The organism is Tomitella cavernea (assembly GCF_016599145.1).
GTDB classification, from domain to species: Bacteria; Actinomycetota; Actinomycetes; order Mycobacteriales; family Mycobacteriaceae; genus Tomitella; species Tomitella cavernae.
The window spans coordinates 146,931-166,380 of the sequence record NZ_JAENKO010000002.1 but is presented as its reverse complement, the minus strand read 5'-3'; the positions used below and the strand labels follow the sequence as shown (position 1 = coordinate 166,380).

8 protein-coding genes are annotated in these 19,450 nt (G+C 72.2%); all 8 read left to right on the top strand.

Annotation, left to right across the window (positions count from 1 at the left end):
* Positions 1-21 precede the first annotated feature (21 nt).
* The 8 genes from JJ683_RS02015 (at position 22) to rpsG (ending at position 19,385) form a co-directional block, all read left to right on the top strand.
* Complete coding sequence (locus JJ683_RS02015; RefSeq protein WP_200170991.1) at positions 22-834, top strand: enoyl-CoA hydratase family protein; 813 nt, start codon at positions 22-24, stop codon at positions 832-834.
* A 56-nt stretch (positions 835-890) separates the two neighbouring features.
* Positions 891-1,526 carry a TetR/AcrR family transcriptional regulator gene (locus JJ683_RS02010; RefSeq protein WP_200170990.1) on the top strand — a complete coding sequence of 212 codons (636 nt, stop codon included), beginning with the start codon at positions 891-893 and terminating at the stop codon, positions 1,524-1,526.
* A gap of 203 nt (positions 1,527-1,729) precedes the next feature.
* Positions 1,730-15,925 (top strand): non-ribosomal peptide synthetase, encoded by a 14,196-nt coding sequence (locus tag JJ683_RS02005; RefSeq protein WP_200170989.1) that lies wholly within the window; start codon positions 1,730-1,732, stop codon positions 15,923-15,925.
* Positions 15,922-16,191 carry an MbtH family protein gene (locus JJ683_RS02000; protein WP_200170988.1) on the top strand — a complete coding sequence of 90 codons (270 nt, stop codon included), beginning with the start codon at positions 15,922-15,924 and terminating at the stop codon, positions 16,189-16,191. The genes JJ683_RS02005 and JJ683_RS02000 overlap by 4 nt, the downstream gene beginning before the upstream one ends.
* The gene (locus JJ683_RS01995) at positions 16,188-17,186 is read left to right on the top strand and encodes an ATP-binding cassette domain-containing protein (RefSeq protein WP_200170987.1); all 999 of its coding nucleotides are present in this window, start codon (positions 16,188-16,190) and stop codon (positions 17,184-17,186) included. The genes JJ683_RS02000 and JJ683_RS01995 overlap by 4 nt, the downstream gene beginning before the upstream one ends.
* Positions 17,183-18,190 (top strand): ABC transporter permease, encoded by a 1,008-nt coding sequence (locus JJ683_RS01990; RefSeq protein ID WP_307810631.1) that lies wholly within the window; start codon positions 17,183-17,185, stop codon positions 18,188-18,190. The genes JJ683_RS01995 and JJ683_RS01990 overlap by 4 nt, the downstream gene beginning before the upstream one ends.
* Positions 18,191-18,540: 350 nt before the next feature.
* Complete coding sequence (gene rpsL / locus JJ683_RS01985) at positions 18,541-18,915, top strand: 30S ribosomal protein S12 (RefSeq protein ID WP_200170986.1); 375 nt, start codon at positions 18,541-18,543, stop codon at positions 18,913-18,915.
* Positions 18,915-19,385, top strand: a complete 471-nt coding sequence (gene rpsG / locus JJ683_RS01980; protein WP_143906423.1) for a 30S ribosomal protein S7 — start codon at positions 18,915-18,917, stop codon at positions 19,383-19,385. Before rpsL ends, rpsG begins: the two co-directional genes overlap by 1 nt.
* Positions 19,386-19,450 lie beyond the last annotated feature (65 nt).

Sequence of the window (19,450 nt, the reverse complement as noted above, 5' to 3'; positions counted from 1 at the left end):
CGACATTCTAGGAGCACAGCGATGACCGACAAGCAGGACGGGCCCCTCGTCCGTTACGGCACCGACGGCGTGCGCGCCACGCTGATCCTGGACTCGCCGCACAACCGCAACGCGCTCTCCCCGCGCCTCATCGCCGACTTCCGGGCGGGGCTGGCGCGGGCACAGGACGACCCGCAGGTCCGGGCGGTCGTGCTCACGCACACCGGCGGGACCTTCTGCGCGGGCGCCGACCTGAGCGCGGCCACCGGCGGGAGGGGCGACGACACCGCGACCGACGCCGACACCGCCGCCGGCGGCGGGGAGTCGCCCGCCGAGGCGATGGCGGGCCTGCTGCGTGCGATCCTCGAATGCCCCAAGCCCGTGATCGGACTGATCGACGGGCACGTGCGGGCGGGCGGCATGGGGCTGGTCGGCGCGTGCGACGTCGCGGTGGCCGGGCCGCGGTGCACCTTCGCGCTCACAGAGGCGCGCCTGGGGCTCGCCGCGTCGATCATCTCGCTCACCGTGCTGCCCCGGATGACCTCGCGCGCGGCCGGGCGGTACTTTCTCACCGGCGAGAAGTTCGACGGGGCGCGCGCCGAGGCGATGGGTCTGGTGACGGTGGCCGCCGACGACGCGGCCGCGGTGATCGACGTGCTGGTGGCCGAGCTCCGCAAGGCATCCCCGCAGGGACTGGCAGAATCCAAGGCGTTGCTCACCCGGGCGGTGCTGGCCGGCTTCGACGCCGATGCGGAGCGCCTGTGCGAGCGGTCCGCGCAGCTGTTCGGGACGCCGGAGGCGATCGAGGGCATGACGGCGTTCCTGCAGAAGAGGGCGCCGGCCTGGGCGGAGTGACGGCGCGGCCCGGTCCGGGCGCGTGCGCGTGGACGAAAGCGGGGAGGAGAGTACGGATGACCGGCCGTCGTTCCGAGGTGCGCGAACCGCAGCAGGACCGGAGCCGGGCCACCCGGCAGCGGCTGCTCGAGTCGACGATCGAACTGCTCGCCGTGCACGGCTGGGCGGGGTCGACGGTGGCGGAGGTGGCCGAGCACGCCGGGGTGTCGAGGGGGGCCGCACAGCACCACTATCCGACGCGCGAGGACCTCATCACGGGCGCGCTGGAGTACATGTTCGACGGCCGCATGACCGAGCTCCGGGGCGGCGCGGCCGAGATCGGTGCGGGCCCGAGCCGCACCCTGCACGTCGTCCAGGGGGTGGTCGACCACTTCACCGGGAACCTGTTCAAGGCGGCTCTGCAGGTGTGGACGGCGGCGGCGGCGGACGAGCAGCTGCGGGCCCGCATCGTGCCGCTGGAGGCGAAGTTCGGCCGGCACGCGCACCGCACCACCATCGAGATGCTCGGTGCGGACGACGCTGACCCGGTGGTGCACACGCTCGTGCAGGCCACCCTGGACATGGCGCGCGGCCTCGGGTTGGCGGACGTGCTCACCGACGATTCCGCCCGCCGCGAGCGCATCGTGCGCCAGTGGGCGGATACGCTGCACACGGCCCTGGATTCCGCCGGCGCCGGTCGCTCCCGTCCCTGAATCCGGGGTTTCCACCGGCCGTATGACGTGGCGCGGTTGCCGCCCGTTCTCCGCCGCGACCCATCCGCTCGACGCTCGGCGCCGAAGTCCTACGCGAGAGCCGATTCGTCGGCGAGGGGCCGCCGCGCGCCGCGTGCGCAGCTGCTGAACGCAGTGCGCCCTCCGCCGTCGTGCCCGGACGACCAGCGCGGAGGGAGCCACGTATGCAACGCCACGTCGTGCACGATCGCGAGGCACAGGAGCCCGGTGCCGCCGGCCCCGATTCAGCGGGCTCCGGTGCTGCCGGGGCGTGCCGGGCGGGTGCGCACGCTGAGATGGGACGGCTGTACCCGCTGACCGACGCCCAGCGTGGCCTCTGGGAGGCGCAGCTGCTGGCGCCGGACGTGCCGGTCACGATCGCCCAGTATCTCGACCTGCCGGGCGCGGTGGACCCGCAGGCGGTGGCCGACGCGGTGCGGATGACCGGTGACGAGGTGGACGCGGCGCAGACCCGCATCGTTCTGCGTGACGGCGAACCGTTCCAGGTGGTGGACCGGGACGTTCGGCTGGACGTCGAGCAGTACGACTTCCGGGGCGAGGCCGCACCTCGTGCGGCCGCGATGGCGTGGATGCGGGCCCGGGCGGCCGAATGCGTCGACGCCGTCCGCGACCGGCTGGTCTGCAACGCGCTGCTGCGTGTGGGCGACGAACACTACATCTGGTTCTGCCGCGGTCACCACATCGTCTTCGACGGATTCTCGGCGATGAAGGTGGCTGAACGGGTGGCGGAGCGGTACGGCGCGCTCATCGCGGGGGAGGACGCGGCTCCGCTCGAGACGGCCGGTGCGGCGGTGGTGCAACAGCAGACTGCTGATTACCGGCGGTCGGACCAGTGGGCCGCCGACCGTGAACACTGGGCGGGCAAGCTGGACCCGTTGCCGTCGGTGCACACGCTCGCAGCGGGTAGGACGGCGCCCGCCGATCCCTCCAGCCTGCGAGCCGGGGCGGCATTGCCGCACGAAACCTTCGCGGCGATCGTGCGGATGTGCGCCGGCCGCGGGATCCGTCCGGAATCGGTGATCGCCGCGACGATGGCGTACTACCTCGCCTCCATCACAGGGGAACCGGAGGTGGTACTCAGCCTGCCCGTCGCGGCGCGGCCGACGCGGGAGTTGCGCCGACCGGGCGGCGTGCTGTCGAACATCGTCCCGCTGCGGGCGTGTTTCCGCGCAGAGACGACCGTCGGCGATCTCGTCGATGGGATGAACGCCGAACTCCGGACCGCCGTGCAGCACCAGTGCTACCGGTACGAGGACATGATGCGGGACGCCGGGGCGTCCACCGGGCGACGGGGATTCCTCGGTCCGCTGATCAACATCATGATGTTCCACGACGGCATCGACTTCGGTCCGGTCAAGGGGACTATGCACATTCTGTCGACCGGGCCGGTGGAAGACCTGTCGGTCAACGTGTATCCGACGCAGGGCGGCAGTCGGACCGTCGTCGACTTCGAAGCCAACCCGAACCTGTACGACGCGCGGGACCTGCAGGATCACCACGGCAGGTACTTCTCGTTGCTGCACGCCGTCGCCACGGCCGATGCGTCGACACCGCTCACCAGTCTGCCGATCGCCGGGGAGGCGGAGCGGCGGCTGGTTCTCCGGACCTGGAACGACACGGACGTCGAACTCGAGGCGACGACGCTTCCCGCAATGTTCCGGGCGGCCGTGGCGCGGTATCCGGACCGGGTCGCCCTCGCCTCCGACGAGGCGGGTGCGGACTCGCTGACCTATCGGGAGTTCGACGATCGCGCCGAGCGGCTGGCGCGGATGCTGAGCGCGAGGGGCGTCGGGCCCGGATCGACCGTGGCGATCGCCGCGCCGCGATCGGTGGCCGCGATCGTCGCCGTGTACGCGGTGGTCAAGGCGGGTGCGGCGTACCTGCCGCTCGATCCGGCCCATCCGGCCGAACGCACTGCCCACGTCCTGCGCGCGGCACGTCCGGCCTGCGTTCTGACTGCAGCAGACCTCGCGGACGACGTGGCGGAGGCGGCGCGGATGCCGCCCGCGAACCCCGAACCCGGCGGCCCGGCCGGACCCGCGCCGATACTGCGGATCGACGGCGCGGGCGCACTGCTCGGGACGGGCACGGACGGCAGCGGCGCGGAACTGCGCGACCCCCACCCCGACGATGCGGCGTACATCATCTTCACCTCCGGCTCGACGGGGCGGCCCAAGGGCGTCACCGTCACCCACCGGGCGATCACGAACCGGCTGCGGTGGATGCAGCACCGGTACGTACTCGGCTCCGAGGACACCGTCGTGCAGAAGACACCGATGACCTTCGACGTCTCTGTGTGGGAGCTGTTCTGGCCGTTGCAGGCGGGCGCCACGATGCTCCTGCCGCTCGACGGCGGGCACCGGGACCCGGATTATCTGGCGCGGCTGATCAGTCGTGCGGGCGTGACTGTCGCACACTTCGTGCCGTCGATGCTGGCGGCGTTCGTCGCCGAGCCGCACGCGGCCGCATGCACCTCGCTGCGGATGGTCTTCTGCAGCGGCGAGGCGCTGCCGTCCAAAACGGTCCGGGACTTCGGCGCGGTGTCGGAGGCTGCGCTGCACAACCTGTACGGCCCGACGGAGGCGGCGGTCGACGTCACCGCCACCGAATGCCTGCCGGGAGACCTGTCCGGCGAGGCGATCCCGATCGGTGCGCCGGTATGGAACACGCGCACCTACGTACTCGACGCCGCCCTGCGGCCGGCGGCCGTCGGTGCCGTCGGCGAACTGTACCTGGCGGGCACGCAGCTCGCGCGCGGCTACGCCGGCCGCCCGGCGCTGACGGCCGGCGCGTTCGTCGCGGACCCGTTCGGCGGCGGTGGGAGGCTCTACCGCACGGGCGACTTGGCCCGGTGGCGGTCCGACGGCCGCCTGGACTTCCTCGGGCGCACCGATTCGCAGGTCAAGGTCCGCGGGCAGCGCGTGGAGCTCGGCGAGATCGAAGCCGTGCTGACCGGCGAGCCCGGCGTCGGCCAGGCGGTCGCGACAGTGCTCGGTGAGGGCGCGCACGCGGCGATCGTCGCGCATGTCGTCGGAGACCCGGCCGCGACCAGGGCCGGATCGTCCGGGCCCGGGCCGGACGGGCGCGGCCTTCGCCGGCGGGTCCGCGCGCGGCTTCCCGAGTACATGGTCCCCGCGGCGATCGTGGTCCTCGACGCGATGCCGGTGACTGCGAACGGAAAACTCGACCGTGCGGCGCTGCCGCGACCGGCTTTCGGTGCGCGCGCCGACGACAGGGAGCCGCAGACACCGGCGGAACGGGCCGTGGCCGCCGCCTTCGCCGAGATCCTCGAGGTGCCGAAGGTGGGCGCGGACGCCGACTTCTTCGACACCGGCGGCAACTCGCTGCTGGCGACGCAGCTCGTGGCCCTGCTGCGTGCGTGGACCGGCCTCGAGCTGACGATCGCCGACGTGTTCGACGCGCCGACGGTCGCAGCATTCGCCGCAGCGCTTCCCGGCGACGTCGTCTTCTCCGTCGAACACCCGCACGCCGACGGCGGGGCACTGCCGTCGCGCCCCGCTGTGGTCCCGCTCTCGCCGGATCAGCGGCGGTTGTGGTTCCTCAACTCGCTCGATCCCGGGACGGGCAACTACAACATCCCGTTCGCGCTGGATCTCGCCGGCGAACCCGACCGCGCGGCATTGGGCGCGGCGCTCGCCGACGTGACGGCGCGGCACGAGGTCCTCCGCACCGTCTATCCGTCGGGGGAGGCCGGGCCGCGCCAGCTGGTGCTGCCGGCACAGGCGGCGCGGCTTCCGGAGGAGAGGGTGGCCGAGGACGCGGTCGCCGCGCGCCTGTGCGCTTTCGCCGCAGAGGGGTTCGACCTCGCGCGTGACCGTCCGCTGCGCGCCGCTCTGTTCCTCGTCGGCGATCCGCAGGACCGGGCAGCCGTGCGGTACGTGCTCGCCGTGTCGATCCACCACATCGCCGCGGACGGGTGGTCGCTCACCCCGCTCGCACACGATCTGGCCGTGGCGTACGACGCCCGCAGCCGTGGTGCGGTGCCCGGGTGGGAGGAGCTGCCGCTGCAGTTCGCGGATCACACGATGCGCCGACTGGAGAGGCTCGGTGACCCGCACGACCCGCACAGCCGTGAGTGCCGACAGCGTGCGCACTGGGCCGAGGCGCTCGACGGGCTCGCTGATCAGGATGTGCTGCCGTCCGCGCCGTCGTCCGACGGCCGACGCACGGGGACGGGCGGCCTCGTCGATTTCCGGATCGGCGCGGAGGCGGCCGACGGGCTGCAGGAACTCGCACGTCGCCACGGGACGACACAGTTCATGGTCCTGCACGCGGCGCTGGCCGCCCTCGTCCACCGGCTCAGCGGCGCCGTCGACGTCGGCATCGGCACGCCGGTGGCCGGCCGCACCGACCGTGACCTGGCCGGGCTCGTCGGCATGTTCGTCAATACGCTCGTCCTGCGTACGCCGATCGATCCGGCGCGCGGCTTCGATGCGCTGCTGCACACGGCCCGGGAGGCGTCCCTCGAGGCGCAGTCGCACGCGGACCTGCCGTACGAGGAGATCGTCGACCAGGTGCGCGCCGCCCGCCCGGAGGACGAGCGGGATCGCGAGCCGACCCTGTTCCAGGCCGTGCTCTCGCTGCAGGACAGGCCGGCGACTCGGCTGGTGACGGGAGGACTTGCGGCGACGGCGAAGCCGATCCGGACGGGTACGGTCAAGTTCGACCTCGAGGTCGTCATCGACGACCCGGGTGCTGCCGCAGCACAGGGGGCGGACGATCCGACCGGCGAGGACGGCGCCGGCGGCATCCGCGGCTCCTTCGCCTACGACGACGGCCTGTTCGACGAGGAGACCGTCGCTGCGATGGCCGAGCGGTTCGTCCGGATCCTCGACGCTGCGGTGCGTGCGCCCGAACTTCCGCTGGACCGGATCGAGATCCTCTCGAGGGATGAGCGCAGTCAAACCGTCCCGATGCGCGCCCCGGAGCCGCCGCAGTACCCGGAGGCCTCGGAAGTCTCCGTCCCGCCGACATTGGGCGCTATGCTCACGCGGGCGGCGACGGCGAACCCCGGTGGTCAGGCCGTCGCCGCGGACGGGCGCGGGTGGACGTACCGGACGCTGGACGAGCGGTCGAACGCACTGGCGCGGACGCTGATCGCGCGCGGAATCGGCCCGGAGTCCTTCGTCGCGGTGGCGATCCGGCGGTCTGTGGACGCGCTGGTCGGGATCTGGGCGGTCGCCAAATGCGGCGCCGCCTTTCTGCCGGTCGACCCGGGCTATCCGCGTCAGCGCATCGAATACATGCTCGTCGATTCCGGCGTGCGGTGCGGACTGTGCACCGAGGACGACCTCGCCAACGTGAACGATGTGCGAGGCGAGGCCGGCCTGCCGGGGGACGACGGACTGCCGGGTGAGGACGGGACCGATCGTCTCCCGCAGGACATCGATTGGGTCGTCGTCGATTCGGTCGCCGCGCGCGACGAGTGCGCCCGCGTGTCCGCCGCGCCTGTCCGGGACGACGAGCTCGTCCGCCCGGCCGCCCCCGGACAGCCCGCATACCTGATCTACACGTCGGGCTCGACCGGCCTGCCCAAGGGCGTCGTGGTCACGCACCGCGGACTGGTCGATCTCGCCGACACCGAGCGGCGACGGTTCGCCGTGGACGGCGACGCCCGCGTCCTCCACTTCGCCTCGCCCAGCTTCGACGCATCGGTGCTGGAGATCCTGATGGCGGTCGGCTCGTCGGCGACGCTGGTGATCGCCCCCGCCGGAATGGTCGGCGGTCGCGAACTCGCCGACCTGCTGGAGCGCGAGCAGGTTACGCACGCCTTCATCACTCCGGCGGCATTGACGTCGCTGCCACAGCGCCGGCTCCCGTCGCTGAAGACGCTCGTCGTGGGCGGCGACGTGTGCCCGCCCGGCGTCGTGGCGGACTGGTCCCCGGACCGGAAGATGGTGAACGCGTACGGTCCGACCGAGGCCACGGTGGCGGTCACGGTCAGCGGGCCGCTGGCGCCCGGACGAGGGAACACCATCGGGTCGGCAGTGCAGGGGGCGGAACTGCTCGTCCTCGACGGCCGGATGCGCCCGGTCCCGCCCGGAGTGACCGGTGAACTCTACCTAGCCGGTCCGGCGCTGGCCCGCGGCTACCACCGCCGCCGCGCGCTCACCGCAGAGCGGTTCGTGGCGAACCCGTTCGGCGCCCGTGGGACGAGGATGTACCGCACCGGGGACCTCGTCCGCGCCGACCGGGACGGGCGACTGTCTTTCGCCGGCCGCGCCGACTCCCAGGTGAAGGTACGCGGATTCCGCATCGAACCGGGCGAGGTCGACGCCGAGCTCGTGACTCTCCCCGGGATCCGTGAAGCACGCACGCGGGTGCTCGGGCGCGGTGCCTCGGCGCGGCTGGTCTCCTACGTTCTGACCGACGCGGCACGGGCGGCAGGACCCGCCGAGGCGGAGATCCTCGACGCGCTGAGCGGCAGGTTGCCCGGCCACATGGTGCCGGCATCGGTCGTCGCGCTCCCCGAATTTCCGCGGACGGCGTCCGGCAAGCTCGACACGACGGCGCTGCCGCAGCCGGAGATCACGGCCGCGGGGGGCAGGACGGCGGAGTCGGCGGCGGAGCGGCTCGTCGCGGAGGCCTTCGCGCGCGTCCTCGACGGCACGACGCACGGAACCGAGGAGGCAGGGGCCCCAGCGACAGAAGAAGAGCTGGAGGACGGCTCCGGGGCGCTCGAGGTGGACCGCAGCTTTTTCGCGCTCGGCGGGAACTCGCTGCTGGCCGTGCAGGTGGCCGAGCGGCTCTCCGCGGCGACGGGAACCGCGCTGTCCGTGCGGGAGGTCTTCGACCACCCGACGATCACAGCACTCGCCGCCGTTGTCGAGGGCCGCGGCGCCGTTCCCGACGGCGGCCTGGGCGAACCCGGCGCGGACCGGGTCGCCGGGCTGCACGAGCGCGTGCCGTTGTCCTCCGCCCAGCAGCAGATCTGGCTCGAGTACCGCAAGGAACCGGCGTCGGACAAATACAACATCGCCGTCGCCGTGGACCTGCGTGCTGCGTCGGGGACTGATCTCCCCGTCGGCGTCGGGGGGCCGGATATCGCCGCGCTGCAGGCTGCGGTCGCGGACCTGCTCGAGCGGCACGAGGTGTTGCGCACGGTGATCGTCGACTCCGGGCTCGGGCCCGCGCAACTCGTGCGGCCGGTCGAGGAGGTCGGGGACGTGCTCCCGGTCGAATCCGTCACTGCCGAGAACAGGTCCGCACGCGTCTCCGAGGCGGCGGGACGACCGTTCGACCTCGAGCGCGAGATTCCCTTCCGGGCCCGCCTGCTCGACGGGGACGACGGGGGCTGCGTGCTCTTGCTGGTGCTGCACCACATCGCCGCGGACGGCGGATCGATGGAGCCGTTGGCGCGTGACCTCACGGAAGCCTATGCGTCCCGTGGCGAGGGCCGGCCGCCGCGGTGGCGGCCTTTGCCAGTGCAGTACCGCGACTACACGCTCAGGGAGCAGGCGCGGCTCGGTGACGCGGCGGACCCCCGCAGCCGCGGCGCCGCGCAGCTGCGGTACTGGCAGGAGAAGCTCGCCGGCCTGCCCGCCGAGTCCTTGCCCCCGCTGGACCGGCCGCGCCCCGCCGGATCGGCGCGCCACGACGCGCGCGGCATCGAGGTCGGCGAGTCCCGATTCGCGATCCCGGCCGCCGTCCGCGTGCGGCTCGCGGAGCTCGCGCAGCAGGCCGGGGCCACAGAGTTCATGGCCGTCCACGGTCTGCTGGCGCTGCTTCTCGCCCGCATGAGCGGCTCCGACGACGTGGCCATCGGCACCCCGGTCTCCGGACGCGGGACGGAGGGGGGCGAACGGCTCGTCGGCATGTTCGCCAACACGGTGGCGCTGCGGACGGTCGTCGATCCGGGGGCCGGCTTCACCGGGCTGCTCCGCGCCTCCCGCTCCGCCACCCTCGAGGCGCTTGCACACGCCGATGTGCCGTTCGAACGCGTCGTCGCATCCTGCGACCCGCCTCGGCTCGCCGGCCGGCACCCGCTGTTCCAGGTTGCCTTGACGCTCGAGGACGGGGAAGCGCCGGCTGTGCGATTGCCGGGGCTCGCGGCGACGACGTCGAGCGTCGGCAACGCCGCCGGCAAGTTCGATCTCGAGGTCCGGCTACGGCCGGGTGGCGGCGGCGACCTGGTCGGGACGATCGCTTTCGACCGGGCGCTGTTCGATGAGTCGACGGCGGGGGCGTTCGGCGCGCGGCTGGCCCGCGTCGCGGCAGCGGTGGCGGATGCGCCCGGCACCGCCGTCGGCGACGTGCCGATCCTTTCCGCGGCGGAGCGTGCGGCGGCGACCGCCTCGCCGCCGGATTCGGAACACCGCACGCTCGCCGAGATCCTGGACGATGCGGTGCGGCGTGAACCGGACCGGGCCGCGATCCGGGACGCGGCACGATCGCTGACCTACCGGGAGCTCGACGCACGCGCGAACCGGGTGACCAGGACGCTGCTCGCGCACGGGGCAGGGCCTGGATCACCGGTGGCGATCGCGATTCCGCGCTCCGTCGAATCGGTGCTCGCGGTCTGGGCGGCGGCGCGCACCGGCGCGGCGTTCGTGCCGGTCGACACCGCGTACCCGCCTGAGCGGATCGCGCACATGATCGAGGATTCCGGCGCCCGGATCGGCCTGTGCGGGTCGGCGGCGGCCGCGCCCGGTACGACCGGAATGCGGTGGCTCGCGATCGACGACGCGGAGGCGGCACAGCCCGGCGAGGTGGATCCCGCCCGCCCGATCGAGGATGCCGACCTACCCGAGCCTGTGCAGCCGGGCCAGGTGTCCTACATGATCTACACCTCGGGTACCACCGGCCGGCCCAAGGGCGTCATGGTGACGCACGCCGGCCTCGCCGGGCTCGTCCGCGCCCAGAACGAGCGGTACGGGACAAGTGCGCACTCGCGCATCCTGCACTTCGCTTCGCCGAGCTTCGACGCCTCGATGCTTGAGATCCTGCTCGCCACGGGCGCGGCCGCCACGCTGGTGGTGGCGCCCCCCGACGTCTACGGCGGAGTGGAATTGGCGTCGCTGCTCGCCGCGGAGCAGATCACGCACGCGTTCATCACCCCCGCCGCGCTGATGTCGGTCGACCCGGCCGGCATCGACGCGCTGCGGGTGGTCGCGGTCGGCGGGGACGTGTGCCCGCCTGCGCTCGTCGAGCGGTGGGCGGCCGGCGGCCGGACCGTACTCGACGCCTACGGGCCAACCGAGGCGACGATCGTCGCCACCATGAGCGGCCCGCTGGCCCCCGACGCGGACGTCACCATCGGGCATCCGGTCGACGGTGCGGCCGCGTACGTGCTCGATTCCCGGCTGCACGCGGTTCCGGACGGCGTGACCGGTGAGCTGTATCTGGCAGGCGCGGGTCTGGCGCGCGGCTATCACGGCCGAGCGGGGCTCACCGCATCGCGCTTCGTCGCGCATCCGTGGGGCGCGCCCGGTGAACGGCTCTACCGGACCGGGGATCTGGTGCGCCGCGGCCGTGGCGACGGTGCGCTGCGCTACCTGGGCCGCGTCGACGGCCAGATCAAGGTGCGCGGCCACCGGATCGAGACCGCCGAGGTCAACGGAGCGCTCACCGCGCACAGCGGGGTGCGCTACGCGGTGAGCATGGTGCGGGACGAGAGGCTGTTGTCCTACGTCGTAACGGAGCCCGGCACCGATCTGCGCGAGGTGCGGGACCGGGCGCGCGCGGCGCTACCGCGCCAGATGATGCCGGCCGCGATCACCCGCGTGGGCGCGTTGCCCCTGACGGTCAACGGCAAACTCGACGTCGCCGGCCTGCCCGAACCCGACTTCGACGCGGCCGTCGACGAGTACGTGGCTCCGCGCACCGAACGGGAACAGCAGGTCCGGGACGTCGTGGGCGCGGTGCTGGATGCCCGCCGCATCGGGGTGCTGGAAGACCTGTTCGATCTCGGACTCGACTCGCTGCTCGCCACCCGGGCGGCCCGCGATCTCGCGGAGGCGTGCGCGGTGGACATCCCGGTGCGGGCGCTCTTCGACAACCCGACCGTCGCGCAGTTGGCGGAGTGGGCCGGCCAGGCGGAGCGCCGCGGCCGTGCCGGGACGACCGCGCGGACGGAGCAGCCCGGTCCTGCCGGGCCGGAACTTCTCGGCGCTGCCGGACGGGACCGTACCGGGATCGTCCCTCTCGCCCCGGCGCAGCACAGCCTGTGGGTGCTCGAGCGCATCGCGGAACACTCGGCCTCGTACAACATCCCGCTCGCGGTGCGTCTGCGCGGCGCGCTCGACGTCTCCGCGCTCCGTGGCGCCGTCCACGATCTGATCGAGCGGCATGAACCGTTGCGAACCGTGCTGCCCGATTCGGACGACGGACCGCACCAGCTGATCCTGGACGCGCCCGACGAGACACGGGTGCTCGCGTCGCACTGCGTGGGGGCCGGGGAAATGGATGAAACAATCCGGCGGCATGCGGTCCGTCCCTTCGACCTCACCGGCGAAGCACCGTTCCGCGCCGTACTGCTGCACTCCGGCGGGGCTGAGCACACGAACGGGAACGGGCACACGAACGGGAACGGGCCGGGCCGGGCGGTTCTGCTCCTGGTGCTGCATCACGTCGCTGCGGACGGCGCGTCCCTCGCACCGATGATGCGCGACTTCGCCGAGTTCTACAGTGCACGTGCGGCCGGTCGGCGGCCCCGTCTTCCCGCACTACCGTTGCGGTACGCCGACCATGCCGCGGACCTGCGTGCGTTGCTCGGCGGTGCGGCGGACCCGTCCGCCGAAGCCCGCAGGCAGCTCGACTATTGGGTAGCGGAGCTGGCAGGCGCGCCGGAGGAATCGGGCGTTCCGGCCGATCGTCCGCGGCCCCCCGCGCCGTCAGGACACGGCGGGGAGGTGCCGATCCCGTTGTGCGGCGACACGATGGCGGCACTGCGCAGATTTGCGCGGGGCCGGCGCGCGAGCACATTCATGGTGCTGCACACGGCTCTCGCCGTGCTGATCTCACGGGTCGCCGACGAGCCCGATGTCACGATCGGCACGCCGGTGGCCGGACGGGACAGGCCGGGTCTGGCGGACCTGGTCGGCATGTTCGCGGGCACGGTCGCGCTGCGCACCGTGATCGACCGCGGCGAGACGTTCGTCGAAGCGCTTCTGCGCGTGCGGGACCGGGATCTGGACGCGTTCGGCCATGCCGACATCCCATTCGAGCAGGTCGTCGCCGCCGTGAATCCGGCACGCCACCCCGCGCGGCATCCCCTGTTCCAGGTGGCGCTGTCGGTGGTCGGTGCACAGGCGACAGGTGCGGGCCTTCAGGCCGCGGGACTGCCGGGGCTCGACGTCGCGGTGGACGAAGTGGCGACGGCGACGACGAAGTTCGATCTGCAGGTGACGGTGCGCGAACGGTCCGACGGCACGGTCGACGCGGCGCTCGAGTATGCGACCGACCTCTTCGACTGCAACCGGGCACACGCGTACGCCCGGATGTTCGCGTCGATCGTCGAGCAGGCGCTGGACGCCGACGGCGACGTGGCCGTGGGCGACATCGTGCTGGTGACCGGGCCCGAACGCGCCGCGACCGTGCCGTTGCGCAGCGCCTGCGATCCGGCCTCCGAGCGGGATGCCGCGGCGCGGCTGCTGCCGGACCTGCTGACGGCGGCTGTCGCGCGCAGGGGCGAGGCGCCGGCATTGGTGCAGGACGCGAACACGGTCTCCTACACCGAACTCGACGCCCGGTCGAGCAGGCTGGCCCGCGTTCTCATCGCCCGCGGCGCGAGGCCCGAGATTCCGGTGGCGGTCGCGGTGCGGCGCTCGATCGAATCCGTGCTGTGCCTGTGGGCGGTGGCCAAGACGGGTGCGACGTTCATGGCGATCGACGGCGACTATCCGCCGGCGCGGATCGAGCGGATGCTTGCGGATTCGGGTGCCCGGCTCGGGGTGTCCGACGCCCGGGTACCGGGCGGCCGCGCCGGATCGGTGCGGTGGATGCGACTCGACGACCCGGCCTTCCTGAGAGAGTGCGCGGCGGCGTCGCCGGATCCGGTCCGCGACGTGGACCGCATGGAGCCGCTGCACGCGCGGCACCCGGCCTACCTCGTGTACACCTCCGGTTCCACCGGCACACCGAAGGGCGTCACCGTCACGCACGCCGGCCTGGCGAACTTCGCAGATGAGGTGGGCGAGCGGTACGGCATCGGACAGGACAGCCGCACCCTGCACTTCGCGTCGACGAGCTTCGACGCCGCGATCCTTGAGGCACTCCTGGCGTTCCCGTCGGGTGCGGCCATGGTGATCGCGCCGGCCGATGTCTACGGCGGCGACGAACTGACCGGGCTCCTGGCGCGGCAGCGGGTCTCGCACGCTTTCATCACCCCCGCGGCGCTGGACACCGTCGACCCGGATCGGGTGCCCGGACTCGGCACCGTGCTCGTCGGCGGCGAGGCGCTGCGGCCGGACCTGGCCGAGCGTTGGGCCGCGGGCCGGGTGCTGTCGAACGTCTACGGACCCACCGAGACGACCATCGTCACCACGATGAGCCGACCGGTCGGGGACGGGCCGATCACCATCGGCGGACCCGTCCGCGGTGTCGAGGCGATGGTGCTGGACCGACGCCTGCACCCGGTTCCCACAGGCGTGGTCGGAGAGCTGTATTTTGCTGGACCCGGACTGGCCCGCGGATATCACCGCCGGCAGGCGTTGACGGCCGGAAGCTTCGTGGCGAACCCGTTCGGCCGGCCCGGCTCGCGGATGTACCGCACCGGCGACCTGGCGCGGCTGCGGGCGGACCGGACGATCGAGTACCGCGGCCGCATCGATCACCAGGTCAAGATCCGGGGCTTCCGTATCGAGCCCACGGAGGTGGACGCGGTGCTCGCCCGGCATCCGGATGTCGGAGCCGCCGTCACCGTTCCCGTATCCGGACCCGGTGGAGACACGGTGCTCGTGTCCTACGTGCAGCCCGCGTCGGGCGCCGGGCCGGGCGAGACCAGCGGGCCCGGCCGCGTGGACGGCATGCGGCTCGACTGCCGTCTGCTGCGCGACTACGCGGCGGCGGTGCTGCCCCGCCACATGGTGCCCGCGTCCGTGCAGGCACTCGAGCGGATTCCGCTCACCCCCGTCGGAAAGCTGGACCGGGCGGCGTTGCCCGCGGCTCAACTGCAGGACGCCGGCCGCGGGCGCGGTCCCGGGACACGGTTGGAGACGGCGATCTGCGCGGTCTTCGCGGACGTGCTCGGCTACGGGACCGTCGGCGCGGAGGACGGGTTCTTCGAGCTCGGCGGGACGTCGCTGCTGGCGACACGCGCCGTGGCCGAGCTCCGGGTTTCCGGTCTGCCGGAGCTGCGACGGATCTCGCCGCAGTGGTTGTTCACCGACCCGACTCCTGCGGACCTCGCGCGGCGGTGTTCGGCGGCGCAGGGTCGGGATGTTCCGGAAGGCGGGCCGGACGCAGCGGGCGACGCCCACGGTGCGGATCGGAACGCCGCGGACGCCGATGCTCTGGCGGTGCTGCTGCCGATCCGGACGGGCGGAACGCGGGCGCCGCTGTTCTGCGTGCATCCGGCCATGGGGCTGTCGTGGGGGTACAACGGACTGCTCGAACATCTGGGCCGCGACCGCCCGGTGTACGGATTGCAGGCGCCGAACCTCCGCGGCGCCGAGGAACTGCCCGGTTCGATTCCCCGGCTCGCGGAGCGCTACGTCGCGGAGATGCGGCGCGTGGCCCCGCACGGTCCATACCACCTGCTGGGGTGGTCGCTCGGCGGGCTGATCGCGCATGAGATGGCGACGCTGCTGGCCGCCGACGGCGAGGACGTGGCCACGCTGACCATGCTCGACAGCTTCCTTCCGGGCCAGCGCGGGCCGGAGTACCGCGCGATGCCGAGCGTCGCGGAGCTCGTCGCCGAGCTGACCGGTGCGCACACCGTGCCCGGCGCGGCGGGCGCCGACGGGACGATCGCAGACCCGGACATGACCATCGAGGACGCGGCAGCGCTGCTGCCCGAATCCGGCAGCGCCCTCGCCGACCTGGGTATCGATGAGCTTCGGCGGATGTACGACGCCTACGCGAAGGGCGTCGCACTCGCGGCCGCTTTCCGGCCCGATCTGTTCGAGGGGGACGTCCTGTTCGTCACCGCCGCCCGCGGTGGACCCGGCGGCCCGCGGGCGTTCACGGACTGGCCGCGGCACGTCGGCGGGGAAATGAGGGAGATCACGGTCGACTGCGTCCATGCGCAGATGACGTCCCCGGAGGCGCTCGCCGTCGTCGGTCCGGCGCTCGAGGCCTTCCTCACCCGAGGCGACAGCCTCACCCGGAACGACCGTGCGACGCGCGACGCCGTACGGCACGAATGCATCGCAGCACCCACGACAGGAGGACCATCATGAGCACACCCACCCGACACGGCCCCGCGGCGAATCCCTTCGACGACGAGGAATCCGCTTTCTTCGTGCTGGTCAACGACGAGGGCCAGCATTCCTTGTGGCCGGTGTTCGCCCCGGTCCCCGACGGGTGGACCATCCGCCTCGGCGAGTCGTCCCGGCAGGACGCGGTGGACTTCGTCGAGCGGAACTGGACCGACATGCGTCCCGCCAGCCTCGTGCATGCGATATGCGGATCGTCCGGTTCGCCGGCGGAGGAGCGGACGCGATGACGGGGCCGGCGGTCGAGATCCGGGGACTGGAGAAGCGGTTCGGCCCCGGCCCCGGCCGGCGCCGGGCAGGCGTCGTCCGCGCGCTGGACGGTGTCGACCTCGAGATCGCCAGAGGCACGATCGCCGCCGTCCTCGGGCCCAACGGTGCCGGAAAAACCACGGTCGTACGCATCCTGAGCACCCTTTTGCGCCCTGACGAGGGCACGGTGCTGCTGGACGGCGTGGATGTCGTCTCGTCGCCGGACCGCGTTCGCCGCAGGATCGGGCTTTCCGGGCAGTACGCGGCCGTCGACGGCAACCTGACGGGCTTCGAGAACCTGCGGATGATCGGGCGCCTGTACGGACTGCCGCGGCGCGTCGCCACGGCACGGGCCCGGGAACTGCTCGGCCGGTTCCACCTCGAAGACGCCGCAGACCGGCGCTCTTCTGGCTACTCGGGCGGTATGCGGCGTCGACTTGACCTGGCGGGCGCGCTCGTCGCCTTCCCGGCCGTCATAGTCCTCGACGAGCCCACGACGGGCCTGGACCCCCGCGGCCGCCGGGAGATGTGGGAGGTCGTCGAGGGCCTTGTCTCCGACGGGACGACGGTGCTGCTGACCACTCAGTACCTGGAGGAGGCCGATCGGCTGGCAGATGCGATCACGGTGATCGACCGGGGCGCGGTGATCGCCCGCGGCACCGCGGATGAGCTCAAGGCGCGAGTCGGCGGCGACGTGGTGTCGATCCGGGTGCGCGAGCCGGACGACGTCCCGGACGCCGTCCGTGCCCTGGGCGCGGTCTGCGACGGCGATCCGCAGGTGGGCGGCCGTACCGTGTCCGCGCGCGCCCAGAACGGCAGCCGGTCGCTCGCCGCGGCGGTGTCCCGGCTCGCCGTCGACGGGGTCCGAGTGGAGGACGCTTCGCTCACAGAGACGAGCCTGGACGAATTCTTCCTGGCCGTCACCGGGCGCGGCGTCGGTACGGACGGCGATGCGACGACGGGGGTCGCGAGGTGACGAAGCTGGAATCGCTCGCGACGCACACGGCGGACCGTGACGAACGCGCCCCGGGGGAACGCCCCCCGGCCGATACCGGGCCGGACGAGGGTTCGACTGCGGGCGGCAGCACGACCGCGGGCATGGACGGATCCACCGCCGGCCCGGTGCCGGATGACGATGGAGATGCGACGGATGTGGCTGCCCACCTGCGCGCGGCCGAGGGCCACCGGATACGACGGATGTTCACCGACAGCGCGGTCATCGCCTTCCGGAACATCCTGACGATCCGGCGCGTCCCCACGCTCTTGGTCAGCGCCACGGTGCAGCCGCTGATGTTCGTCGTGTTGTTCGCGTACGTCTTCGGCGCCTCGCTCGGCGGCGGCGAGTACCGGGAGTTCCTGATGGCCGGAATCTTCACCCAGACGGTGGTGTTCAACGCTGCGTTCACCACGGTGGGGCTGTCCGGCGACCTGCAGCACGGACTCATCGACAGATTCCGGTCGCTGCCGATGTCGCGCCTGGCAGTGGTGCTCGGACGGACGGTCTCGGACTTCGCCGTCAACGCGATCAGCGTGATCGTCATGGTGGGGTGCGGATATCTGATCGGCTGGCGGATCACCGGCGGCGTCGGCGCGGCCCTGGCGGCCTTCGGGATCCTCGCTCTGTTCGCGTTCGCGATGTCCTGGGTGGGCGTGCTGACCGGACTCCTGGCGCGGAGTGTCGAGGTGGCGCAAAGCGTGGGCTTCCTGTGGATGTTCCCGCTCACCTTCATCTCGTCGGCGTTCATCTCCGCGCAGAGCCTGCCCGGCCCACTGCGCGCGATCGCCGAGTGGAACCCGATCACCGCCGTCGCCACTTCAGGCCGTCAGCTCTTCGGCAACCCGGCGCCCCCGGACTTTCCGGTGGCCTCGGGGTGGTCGGCCGACAACGCATCGATGTACGCGCTGCTCTGCGCGGTCGTGATCATCGTCGTGTTCGCTACGCTGTCGTTGCTGTCCTACCGCCGGGTGGCTCGCGCCTGACGCGGATCCCGTCCTGCGGTCGACCTCTGCCCCGATACGATGTCCGGCGCGCCGTGCCCGCTTTGACCGCCTGTGCTGTGGCCGGGTATCGTAGACGGCCGTGCCCGGCTTGCCGGGTCGATCTGTGTGCCTACCCGACGGTATGGCCAAGTGTGCGTTCCCGCGCTGCGCGCGCGGGCGAGCAGCTGGCTGCGCTGTGAGGGGATGCGACACGCCCGACCGTGGGGTTCGGGTGAGGGGCAGTAGCTACCTTGTCCCAACTGCGAAAACCCTAATTTCACATCAGCAATGTTCGTCTCGACCGGCCGACTGAGTCAGCCGCGCCGGCCGAGCCACAGAGAAAGACGGTTATGCCAACCATTCAGCAGCTGGTCCGCAAGGGCCGCCACGACAAAACGGTGGGGGGTAAGACCACTGCGCTCAAGGGGAGCCCCCAGCGCCGTGGCGTCTGCACCCGCGTCTACACGACCACGCCGAAGAAGCCGAACTCCGCTCTTCGCAAGGTCGCACGTGTGCGCCTGACCACCGCCGTCGAGGTCACCGCTTACATCCCGGGCGAGGGCCACAACCTCCAGGAGCACTCGATGGTCCTGGTCCGCGGCGGTCGCGTGAAGGACCTGCCGGGTGTGCGCTACAAGATCATCCGCGGTTCCCTCGACACCCAGGGTGTCAAGGGCCGCAAGCAGGCACGCAGCCGCTACGGCGCCAAGAAGGAGAAGAGCTAATGCCTCGTAAGGGTCCCGCCCCGAAGCGTCAGCTGGTCAACGACCCGGTCTACGGATCGCCTCTCGTGTCGCAGCTGGTGAACAAGATCCTCAAGGACGGCAAGAAGTCCACCGCGGAGCGCATCGTCTACCAGGCCCTCGAGCAGACGCGTGAGAAGACCGGCACCGATCCGGTCGTCACCCTCAAGCGCGCGCTCGACAACGTCAAGCCGGCCCTCGAGGTGCGCAGCCGCCGTGTCGGTGGCGCCACCTACCAGGTGCCGGTCGAGGTGCGTCCGGGCCGTTCGACCACGCTGGCGATGCGCTGGCTGGTGACCTTCGCGCGTCAGCGGCGCGAGAAGACCATGGTCGAGCGTCTGGCGAACGAGATCCTCGATGCCAGCAACGGCCTGGGCGCGGCGGTCAAGCGGCGCGAGGACACGCACAAGATGGCCGAGGCCAACAAGGCGTTCGCGCACTACCGCTGGTGATCCGACTCCGGCGGGGGCGGGCTGCGGCCGGCCCCCACCGGGAGGGTCACGGTGCCGGTCGGTCA